This window comes from Nostoc sp. (assembly GCF_036917155.1).
Classification (GTDB): Bacteria; Cyanobacteriota; Cyanobacteriia; order Cyanobacteriales; family Nostocaceae; genus Nostoc.
Window position 1 is genome coordinate 21,006 of the sequence record NZ_JBALDZ010000244.1, and the last position, 6,782, is coordinate 27,787.

At 40.2% G+C, this 6,782-nt stretch carries 9 protein-coding genes; 4 read left to right on the forward strand and 5 right to left on the reverse strand.

Translation table 11 applies throughout. From position 1 onward, the window contains the following. Positions 1 to 88 precede the first annotated feature (88 nt). Together V7K67_RS33020 and V7K67_RS33025 are read left to right on the forward strand one after the other, a co-directional pair. Positions 89 to 985, forward strand: a complete 897-nt coding sequence (locus tag V7K67_RS33020) for an undecaprenyl-diphosphate phosphatase (RefSeq protein WP_334733019.1) — start codon at positions 89 to 91, stop codon at positions 983 to 985. A 268-nt stretch (positions 986 to 1,253) separates the two neighbouring features. Further along, positions 1,254 to 1,736: a hypothetical protein gene (locus tag V7K67_RS33025; RefSeq protein ID WP_334733018.1), complete on the forward strand. Its 483-nt coding sequence runs from the start codon at positions 1,254 to 1,256 to the stop codon at positions 1,734 to 1,736. A 478-nt stretch (positions 1,737 to 2,214) separates the two neighbouring features. Here the strand turns inward: V7K67_RS33025 and pyrE are convergent, their stop codons facing one another. The 3 genes from pyrE to V7K67_RS33040 all read right to left on the reverse strand — a co-directional run bounded on the left by pyrE (position 2,215) and on the right by V7K67_RS33040 (position 4,433). After that, entirely contained in the window at positions 2,215 to 2,739 is a 525-nt protein-coding gene (pyrE, locus tag V7K67_RS33030; RefSeq protein ID WP_334733017.1) for an orotate phosphoribosyltransferase, read from the reverse strand. An 88-nt stretch (positions 2,740 to 2,827) separates the two neighbouring features. Then, on the reverse strand, positions 2,828 to 3,709 hold the full coding sequence (locus V7K67_RS33035) for a DUF3153 domain-containing protein (protein ID WP_334733016.1): 882 nt from the start codon (positions 3,707 to 3,709) through the stop codon (positions 2,828 to 2,830). 181 nt (positions 3,710 to 3,890) lie between these two features. Then, complete coding sequence (locus tag V7K67_RS33040; RefSeq protein ID WP_334733015.1) at positions 3,891 to 4,433, reverse strand: tetratricopeptide repeat protein; 543 nt, start codon at positions 4,431 to 4,433, stop codon at positions 3,891 to 3,893. Between the two features lie 486 nt (positions 4,434 to 4,919). On the opposite strand from V7K67_RS33040, the gene V7K67_RS33045 reads away from it, so the two are divergent. After that, complete coding sequence (locus V7K67_RS33045) at positions 4,920 to 5,246, forward strand: hypothetical protein (protein ID WP_334731818.1); 327 nt, start codon at positions 4,920 to 4,922, stop codon at positions 5,244 to 5,246. A gap of 64 nt (positions 5,247 to 5,310) precedes the next feature. On the opposite strand, the gene argB is transcribed toward V7K67_RS33045, so the two are convergent. Continuing rightward, positions 5,311 to 6,207, reverse strand: coding sequence for an acetylglutamate kinase (gene argB, locus V7K67_RS33050; protein ID WP_334731819.1), 897 nt, complete (start codon positions 6,205 to 6,207; stop codon positions 5,311 to 5,313). A 72-nt stretch (positions 6,208 to 6,279) separates the two neighbouring features. Here argB and V7K67_RS33055 point away from each other — a divergent pair, with 72 nt between their 5' ends. Then, complete coding sequence (locus V7K67_RS33055) at positions 6,280 to 6,426, forward strand: hypothetical protein (RefSeq protein ID WP_335170191.1); 147 nt, start codon at positions 6,280 to 6,282, stop codon at positions 6,424 to 6,426. Positions 6,427 to 6,546: 120 nt separating this feature from the next. Here the strand turns inward: V7K67_RS33055 and V7K67_RS33060 are convergent. Then, positions 6,547 to 6,782 (reverse strand): type II toxin-antitoxin system HicA family toxin (locus V7K67_RS33060; RefSeq protein ID WP_442943988.1); only part of this gene is annotated, 236 nt, incomplete at its 5' end.

Here is a 6,782-nt window from a genome sequence, read left to right on the forward strand (position 1 = left end):
ACAGCAATTAATAAAAGTTTTCTTAGATGTAATTTTTACATATTCACTACTTACTATCCTCAAAAGTACAATATCCCTTCATCAAGCTATGATGTTTTCTTTATTTTTATCGGCTACCTCTTGTTCTAGTGATGTCGATTTAGGTTTTCTAGAATTGAGTTGGTTGAAAATAGTTTTTTTAGGAATTGTACAAGGAATTACTGAATTATTACCCATTAGTAGCACAGCACATTTACGAATTATTCCGGGATTATTAGGATGGAAAGATCCGGGAAGTGCTTTTAGTGCAGCGATGCAGTTAGCGAGTATCGCGGCTGTCATTAGTTATTTTTGGCAAGATTTGAAAAAATTAACAGGTGCAACTGTCAGGGCAATTTCTGAACAAGATTACAGCAACCAATATTTTCGTTTAGCAATTGGATTATTAATTGGTACAGTTCCCATTGCTGTTGCAGGTCTTTTACTCAAAAAAAGTCTCAATGGTTGTAATTCTCCTTTCCGCGCCCTGATAGTTGTAGGAATATCATCAATTGTGATGTCTTTGTTGCTCGGAATTGCAGAAAGATTTGGGAAACGCGATCGCGTTTTTAATCAACTGTCATTAAGTGATGGGATTTGGGTAGGAATTTCTCAAGCATTAGCTTTAATTCCAGGAGTTTCCCGTTCCGGTTCTACCTTAACTGCTGGATTATTCTTAGGAATGGAGCGAGAAACTGCTGCTAGATTCTCATTTTTACTGGGCTTGCCAGCCGTGATTCTAGCAGGAGCGTTAGAACTGCATACGCTTTTCAAAGCTGGACTTGATATCAATGGTTGGATGACTTTAATTATTGGCTTAACTACAGCTAGTATTTCTGCTTTTGCCGCCATTTATAGTTTACTGCATTATTTAGAAAGATACAGTACTTGGGTATTTGTTTGGTATCGTTTGGTGATGGGAATATTCCTCGTAGTTAGCGTAGTTACTGGCTTTTTACCAAACTGAATTACCAAGAAAGTGAAATGGAGGGATTGAAGTATCTTGATTTTAAAACCTGCTGTTATCGCCTTGGTTTACTGACAAAGTACAAAATAAATCCTGGTGATTATTTCATATTAATTTGACGAACTTATGACAAGCTTATCACAAAAGTATGGCGAGAAATTTTTACTGAAGATTCTGTTTAAAATCAGGAAATGAAAGAAACTTATTCAGATGAATATTGGTCATAAAAGTTTGACAACCAAGACTCATAAATGAGGAGGCTTCTTATATGATGAATCGGATTTTTTCTAAAAAATTACTAGGGCTAGCAGGTGTATCATTTGTACTTTGTTCGTCTCAATTAGTAATGGCGCTTGTACCTAATAACGTTGCGATTATCGTCAATAGTGGCTCTACCAATACGATTGGGTATCGCATTTATGTATCACCAACTGGAGAAGTTAATTATGTTGATGGCAAAGGGTCTAACAGAGGTAAATTATCCAAAAAATTGACAAGAGAGTTTTTTCGCGACGTGAAAATTGCTGAACCTTTATCTAATTTGTCAGTTAAACAAGGTTGTGCCAAATCTGTTTCGTTTGGTACAACTACTACCATTAAGTTAGCCGATCAGCAGTCACAAGACATTAGCTGTCCTGGTAATGATAAAGCTCGACGCTTAGATAATGATGTTATTGCAATTGCGAAAGCTTTAAATGTAGTTAATGTTCCTAAGAGCCAAGGAAAACCACTGCCACCCCAGAACTTTTAGTTGATTAACCGATTTGACTGTTTTTAGCTGGGGTTAGCATCGGTGAGAGATTAAGGTAGTTGCACATTTATTAAAATGGTGCCGCAAAAGGACTACGAAAACCAGTCTCCAAGCTGGATTTCGTAGTCCTTTTACGACTCCTAAATTTTGATTTTATTTGGCAGCGAAATTCTCACAGCAGTCGTTCTTTTGCATGAAGTAGAAAGTTACGGGTTGTCCCTATTCCCCATTCCCTAAGGCAATACGCTTGGGTTAAGGGCTATCGGCAACAATTTTGGGTTTTCTAGACGCGATAAATCGCAGTCTCTACAAGGTTTTGGGCTGATCTGAACTGTATTGTTCCCTAAGGGACTTCCAAATAAAAAAATATCCAATTACTTCTTGTGGGGTGGGCGTCTCGCCTGCCCTATGGACTGGGCGGGCAAGATGCCCACCCCACAATATTGGATAATTTATTTCTTGGAGTTCCCTAATACAGTTACATCCACACTGAAAGTTCTTCCATATCAAACAGAGCAAGTTTTTGAATGCCAGCTTTTTCGAGACTATTGTCTTGTGTACTTCCGCGCCAGATTACGCAAATTACGAAGTCCATGATCGCACCCTCATTACGCAGCGCTTCAGTACTATTTATAACCTGACCACCTGTTGTAATAACATCTTCAATAATACACAACTTTTTTCCTTGAATATTAATCCCTTCTGCTATTTTTTCAGTTCCATATTCTTTTTTGGTCTTCCGAACAAAGACAACCGGTAATTCAACTTCTAATGAAATTGCTGTTGCTAAAGGAACTCCCCCTAGTTCCAATCCTGCTAGCATTTCTGTGCCTGGTGGAATTTTTTTTACCATTTCTTTAGCTAGCCGCTTCAGTAACAAAGGATTAGATTCAAACTGGTATTTATCAAAGTAATGGGAAGATACCTGACCAGAACGTAACCGAAACTCGCCTTTCAGATAGGAAACACGAACAATTTCTTTGGCTAATTCGCTATGACTCATTTTTAGAAAAAGCTGGAGAAAGTGTAAAAAAGCCGATGGAGAATGCATCGGCTTAACTGACAATATTCAACAGATGAATAGTCTACTATTACTGGATTGCTGCTGCTTTGGGAGGAAACTGAATTCTGGGATCTGGCATGAAATTGTATCTCAAATACAATCCTCCCGAGACAAACAGGATAATTAATAACCCACCAATACCAAGGGGACTAGGAAGCCAGAAAACAGCTTCTATATGGTTTAGCTCACCAGGCTGGAGTTTCCACACTAATTGATTGCCATTTTTTTCTGGCTCAATTGCAGTTTCAGTTAGTTGAATATTCTTGGCTCCCCAAGGAGTTTTCAAGCTAAATTCCAAGTCGAGAATTGAACCAGCATTAGCCAGAACGTTACCTTTACTGGCAATTAGAGAGAGCGATCGCAAATCCAAATCATAAATTAACCGATTTCGGACTAAAAGTAAAAAATTGTTCTCCTCCAAGAGGACGTTTGATTCAATTTTCGGCAGTTCTGAGTCAGATTCGCTCTGCACAGACTCAGAGGGTTGATTCGCACGGGGATTAAAAAATTCGTTGAACTTCTCTTGCAATTCCCTACCACTACTAAAAGGAATTGTGACGATGATTTCTTCTTGGGAAACTCGCTGTGTTTTTCCTTCTAGTTGACGGGCGCGGCGCTCTATGCTATTCAACCATTCATATACAGAATCGCCGCTAAAACTGGTTAGCCGTTCTCCCAACTTAATATGCTGTACTAGTTCACCACTATTTGAATTATCAAAGTTAAGCCCTACATCATACTTAACACAACCAGTCAGTAACAGTGATGTTAACAGCACTAGCCATAGAATAGGATTTCGCATGGGAAAGACGCGGTTCATCCGATTTCGACCATTCAGTGTAAATACAAAACGGAATGGTCTGATTAACCACAAGAAAATCTTTCCAAAAATTGAAGAATTTAAAACCATAAATCTCCCCAAAAGTCAACATATTTTGGATTTTAAATTTTGGATTTTGGATTGACCCCACCGATAAACGGATAAAGCTCGAAGATTTTAAATTTTGGATTTTGGTTTATCCCTTACCCCTTGTGGGTGAGACATGAACCAAAAGAATCTAAAATCTAAAATCCAAAATCCAAAATTGTTATCAGCCAGGGGTTCTTGAAAAATTTAACCAAAGCAAGTACGAGATGGTTAAACCGATAGCAATGAGCGCCACCCAGATAAAGCGATTATCTCTGGTATTGACCTGACTAAGGTCAACAAATTCTGGCTCCGTAGGTTTAGGCTTTTGCTGCACAGAAGATTTAGTAGGTTTAGCAGCGATAGAAATTTTGAGTTCATTATCTGGTAGTGCGCCTAAATCGGGAATTTGGATCATCCATTCGCTGGGTCTTTTCAGCTTTGGTGCTTTTAAGATGTAAAGCATCTGCCGCGCTTGTTTGCCGATTTCAAAATGGGGATGGCGTTTGAGTCTTTCGCAAAGAGCGATCGCATCATCTGTGCGTCCAGCGGCTTCATAAGCTGTCACTAGATGAATTTCTACTTCGCCCCCAAGGCGAGAATTACGAGCTAACAGGGCACTGGCCTTTTCTAAATTTTCTATGGCTTCGCGGTATTGCCCATTTTCAAAGGCAAATTTCCCAGTCTGGTAGCGGGTTTTAGCAATTTCTAAACTTTCTGTACTCACGTTTTCTATCAAAAATCAGCACTATTTTAATTTTGCCAATGCCAGCAATCTTTTTGGAATCTGTTCAAAAGCTGGCAATCTGAAATTGGATAAACTTCTAAAATTTTAACTAAGTAACTGCGACTATTTTCTGATTAAAAATTCTGGTTATCAAATGCAGGTGAGCAAAATTATGTTGAAAATCAAGCATTCGCCATCGGTGAGAGGTTAAGATAATCTTACTTTTGTCAATTAGAAATTATGCTTAAAATTTGGAAAGAGCCGAGGTATTAAGTTAACTGTTGTACTGAAATTATGGGTTAAGAATAAATGATGCGTATCAAGATGACGCGTAGGCAAAGCCCAACCTAGGCATCGCCCAATCAAAAATTCTGTTTCTAACCCCGATTTCAGCAATATTTTAAGTACTATTGCTTATTGACAAATTGTATCTGACCTTAACCTCTCACAAATGAGCATTCGCAACTGAATTGTCTCCTAGCAGGTATGACTTTAACAGTGATGGGTGTAAGCATTGCTCGAGCTTTTGCCCAGCGTGCGATCGTGATTGATGGCGCTAATGGAGTCCAGCGATCGCCTGCTGTCGGTTCCCTTATTTATGGTAGCCCGATTCCCACACCTGCGCCTGTAGACCCAGCAACAAGGCAGAATGTGACAAATTCCACGCCTATAAATCCGACAATTCGAGATTCAACCCTAGTTAATCCGGTGATTATCAATAATTCATGGCGTCGTACACCATTTAGCGGCGGGCGATGTCTGACGACAAGTTGCTCCGCACCGACGCGGGTTATTATTACCTATCCCCGGTAAAGCAGGGAAATGGGAAGATGAGGGGATAAGCAACTCCTCACTCCTCACTCAGCACTCAGCACTCCTAAGAGGTAAACTGCGAACCGAGAATCATTGTCCCAATCCCAACATCGGTAAATATCTCTAGTAACAAAGCGTGAGGAATGCGACCATCAATGATATGCGCTGCACGGACTCCTTGAGCAAGCGATCGCACACAACAACTCACTTTCGGAATCATCCCACCGTTGACTATACCACTAGCAATCAACTCGCGAGCTTCACGGATATCTACTTTTGGAATCAAAGTAGATTGGTCTTTGTAATCTTTTAAAATTCCACTGGTATCGGTCAGTAAAATTAACTTTTCTGCACCTAATGCAGCAGCAATTTCTCCAGCTACAGTATCGGCGTTAATGTTATAAGCTTGCCCTGTCTCGTCTGCGGCGACGCTGGACACCACTGGAATGTAGCCATTGCTAGCCAGGGTGTCCAAAATCTTGATATTCACATTACTGACTTCCCCAACAAAACCGATGCCTTCTTGACCTTGGGGACGTGCTGTAAATAGATTACCGTCTTTACCGCAAAGTCCGACAGCTAATCCACCAGCTTGGTTAATTAGCGCGACAATTTCTTTGTTAACTCGACCAACTAAAACCATTTCCACCACATCCATTGTAGCGGCATCAGTGACTCGCAGACCATTTTTAAATTGTGGTTCGATGCCCAGCTTATCTAACCAACTGTTAATTTCTGGGCCGCCGCCGTGGACTACAATCGGGCGCAAGCCGACGCAGGATAAAAATACAATGTCGCGGATCACTTTGTCTTTGAGTGTGCTATCTTTCATGGCTGCGCCACCATATTTGACAACAACAGTGCGACCGGCGAATTGTTGAATATAAGGTAGTGCTTCGCTTAGTACACGTACACGAGTGGCTTCAGTTTGCCTGATGTATTCAGAATCGTTGTCCGTCATGAGGAGCCGCCGTTAAGAGTTAAAGCCTATTCCAGTCAGTGTAGAAGACTTTGTAACCTGTAACAATGTCTGATGGCTATCAAGAGCAAAATAAGCATAAACAAAGATGTAAAAGCAGATACTCCCCCAGATTTAGAAGCAAGGTTTGATGAATTGGCTACTAGGATAAATGCTGATGCGATTCGTTATGCCACAGGTGGATGGGTTACATCTTCATAGTAAATTGGTATGAGTCGGAAATATAAGAGCGATCGCTTGACTTTTAAGACAGTCGCTACGGGAGATTCCGATCGCTTTTAATTATACGATCGCCCCAACAAAATTTTCTCTAAAATTTGATTACCCCAAGTCCTCTTCCGTAAGTCCTGCATCTTTCATAATGCTTTTCAATGTTCCTATTGGCAAATCTCGATTACTATGAACTGGTATGGAAAGGATCGCAACTACATCTTCTTTTGTATAAATATGATGACTGCCAGTAATTCGTATCCGCTCAATAAATCGGGGTAGTGCAAAAAAGAAAAAGTAAATAGATGCACATAGCATCGTAGAATAAATCACATGGCGCAAAAGCA

Excerpts from the sequence above, each read along its gene's own strand:
- argB (WP_334731819.1), bottom strand. The coding sequence starts at position 6,207 with ATGACGGACAACGATTCTGAATACATCAGGCAAACTGAAGCCACTCGT.
- V7K67_RS33045 (WP_334731818.1), top strand. The coding sequence starts at position 4,920 with ATGACTTTAACAGTGATGGGTGTAAGCATTGCTCGAGCTTTTGCCCAG.
- V7K67_RS33020 (WP_334733019.1), top strand. The coding sequence starts at position 89 with ATGATGTTTTCTTTATTTTTATCGGCTACCTCTTGTTCTAGTGATGTC.
- pyrE (WP_334733017.1), bottom strand. The coding sequence starts at position 2,739 with ATGAGTCATAGCGAATTAGCCAAAGAAATTGTTCGTGTTTCCTATCTG.
- V7K67_RS33035 (WP_334733016.1), bottom strand. The coding sequence starts at position 3,709 with ATGGTTTTAAATTCTTCAATTTTTGGAAAGATTTTCTTGTGGTTAATC.
- V7K67_RS33055 (WP_335170191.1), top strand. The coding sequence starts at position 6,280 with ATGGCTATCAAGAGCAAAATAAGCATAAACAAAGATGTAAAAGCAGAT.
- V7K67_RS33025 (WP_334733018.1), top strand. The coding sequence starts at position 1,254 with ATGATGAATCGGATTTTTTCTAAAAAATTACTAGGGCTAGCAGGTGTA.